The sequence below is a fragment of the Halobacillus sp. A1 genome (assembly GCF_024189295.1).
Taxonomy (GTDB): Bacteria; Bacillota; Bacilli; order Bacillales; family Halobacillaceae; genus Halobacillus_A.
The window spans coordinates 1-2,990 of sequence record NZ_JAIZEN010000049.1; the positions used below are offsets into that span (position 1 = coordinate 1).

General features: G+C 53.1%; 1 rRNA gene. It reads left to right on the top strand.

The features are described 5' to 3' along the window. Nucleotides 1-51 precede the first annotated feature (51 nt). Nucleotides 52-2,973: ribosomal RNA gene (locus tag LF817_RS19870) — 23S ribosomal RNA — on the top strand. Nucleotides 2,974-2,990 lie beyond the last annotated feature (17 nt).

Sequence of the window (2,990 nt, forward strand, 5' to 3'; positions counted from 1 at the left end):
GCGTAGATGATGACAAGACATCAAACAAACGAAACGTCTTTTCACGAAGAAAGTTAAGTGAATAAGGGCGCACGGTGGATGCCTTGGCACTAGGAGCCGATGAAGGACGGGACTAACACCGATATGCTTTGGGGAGCCGTAAGCAGGCTTTGATCCAAAGATTTCCGAATGGGGGAACCCATGGTTCGTAATGGAACCATGTCGTTATCTGAATTCATAGGATAACGACGGCAGACCCGGGGAACTGAAACATCTTAGTACCCGGAGGAAGAGAAAGCAAATGCGATTTCCCAAGTAGCGGCGAGCGAAACGGAAACAGCCCAAACCAGAAAGCTTGCTTTCTGGGGTTGTAGGACACTCCTTTGGAGTTATCAAGAAAGAAGATAGATGAATCGATCTGGAACGATCAGCCAGAGCAGGTAAGAGCCCTGTAGTCGACATCTTCTTTCCTCCGGAGTGGATCCTGAGTACGGCGGAACACGAGGAATTCCGTCGGAATCCGGGAGGACCATCTCCCAAGGCTAAATACTCCCTAGTGACCGATAGTGAACCAGTACCGTGAGGGAAAGGTGAAAAGCACCCCGGAAGGGGAGTGAAATAGATCCTGAAACCGTGTGCCTACAAGTAGTCGGAGCCCATTGATGGGTGACGGCGTGCCTTTTGTAGAATGAACCGGCGAGTTACGACCGTATGCGAGGTTAAGCTTGAAGAAGCGGAGCCGCAGCGAAAGCGAGTCTGAATAGGGCGCATGAGTATGCGGTCGTAGACCCGAAACCGTGTGATCTACCCATGTCCAGGGTGAAGGTCAGGTAACACTGACTGGAGGCCCGAACCCACGCAAGTTGAAAATTGCGGGGATGAGGTGTGGGTAGGGGTGAAATGCCAATCGAACACGGAGATAGCTGGTTCTCTCCGAAATAGCTTTAGGGCTAGCCTCAGAATAGAAAGTCCTGGAGGTAGAGCACTGATTGGACGAGGGGCCCCTACCGGGTTACCGAATTCAGTCAAACTCCGAATGCCAGAGACTTTGTTCTGGGAGTCAGACCATGGGTGATAAGGTTCATGGTCGAGAGGGAAACAGCCCAGACCGCCAGCTAAGGTCCCAAAGTGTGTGTTAAGTGGAAAAGGATGTGGAGTTGCTTAGACAACCAGGATGTTGGCTTAGAAGCAGCCATCATTGAAAGAGTGCGTAATAGCTCACTGGTCGAGTGACTCTGCGCCGAAAATGTACCGGGGCTAAACACACCACCGAAGCTGCGGATTGATCCAATGGATCAGTGGTAGGAGAGCGTTCTAAGGGCTGTGAAGTCAGACCGTAAGGACTGGTGGAGCGCTTAGAAGTGAGAATGCCGGTATGAGTAGCGAAAAAAGAGTGAGAATCTCTTTCACCGAAAGCCCAAGGTTTCCTGAGGAAGGCTCGTCCTCTCAGGGTTAGTCGGGACCTAAGTCGAGGCCGAACGGCGTAGACGATGGACAACAGGTTGATATTCCTGTACCGCCTCCTTTCCGTTTGAACAACGGGGGGACGCAGGAGGATAAGGAGAGCGCACGATTGGAAGAGTGCGTCTAAGCTGTGAGACGGTCGGATAGGTAAATCCGTCCGGCCTAACGTCAAGCAGTGACAGGGAGGGAAATATAGTACCGAAGCTCTGGATTTCACACTGCCAAGAAAATCCTCTAGTGAGGAAAGAGGCGCCCGTACCGTAAACCAACACAGGTAGGCGAGGAGAGAATCCTAAGGTGAGCGGGAGAACTCTCGTTAAGGAACTCGGCAAAATGACCCCGTAACTTCGGGAGAAGGGGTGCTCCTCTGCCGAGGAGCCGCAGTGAAAAGGCCCAAGCGACTGTTTACCAAAAACACAGGTCTCTGCGAAGCCGTAAGGCGAAGTATAGGGGCTGACACCTGCCCGGTGCTGGAAGGTTAAGGGGATGCGTTAGCCGTAAGGCGAAGCGTTGAACCGAAGCCCCAGTAAACGGCGGCCGTAACTATAACGGTCCTAAGGTAGCGAAATTCCTTGTCGGGTAAGTTCCGACCCGCACGAAAGGTGCAACGACTTGGGCACTGTCTCAACGAGAGACCCGGTGAAATTATACTATGTGTGAAGATGCACATTACCCGCGACAGGACGGAAAGACCCCGTGGAGCTTTACTGTAGCCTGATATTGAATGTTGGTACAGCTTGTACAGGATAGGTGGGAGCCTGAGAAACCGGAGCGCTAGCTTCGGTGGAGGCGCTGGTGGGATACCACCCTGGCTGTACGGACATTCTAACCCAGGACCGTGATCCGGTCCGGAGACAGTGTCAGGTGGGCAGTTTGACTGGGGCGGTCGCCTCCTAAAGAGTAACGGAGGCGCCCAAAGGTTCCCTCAGAATGGTTGGAAATCATTCGCAGAGTGTAAAGGCACAAGGGAGCTTGACTGCGAGACCTACAAGTCGAGCAGGGACGAAAGTCGGGCTTAGTGATCCGGCGGTACCGCATGGAAGGGCCGTCGCTCAACGGATAAAAGCTACCCCGGGGATAACAGGCTTATCTCCCCCAAGAGTCCACATCGACGGGGAGGTTTGGCACCTCGATGTCGGCTCATCGCATCCTGGGGCTGTAGTCGGTCCCAAGGGTTGGGCTGTTCGCCCATTAAAGCGGTACGCGAGCTGGGTTCAGAACGTCGTGAGACAGTTCGGTCCCTATCCGTCGTGGGCGTTGGAAATTTGAAAGGAGCTGTCCTTAGTACGAGAGGACCGGGATGGACACACCGCTGGTGTACCAGTTGTTCCGCCAGGAGCATCGCTGGGTAGCTACGTGTGGACGGGATAAGTGCTGAAAGCATCTAAGCATGAAGCCCCCCTTGAGATGAAATTTCCCCTTACGCCAAGTAAGTAAGATTCCTCAGAGACGATGAGGTCAATAGGTCCGAGGTGGAAGCGTGGTGACACGTGCAGCTGACGGATACTAATCAATCGAGGACTTAACTATATCAACCTTCGTGAAAA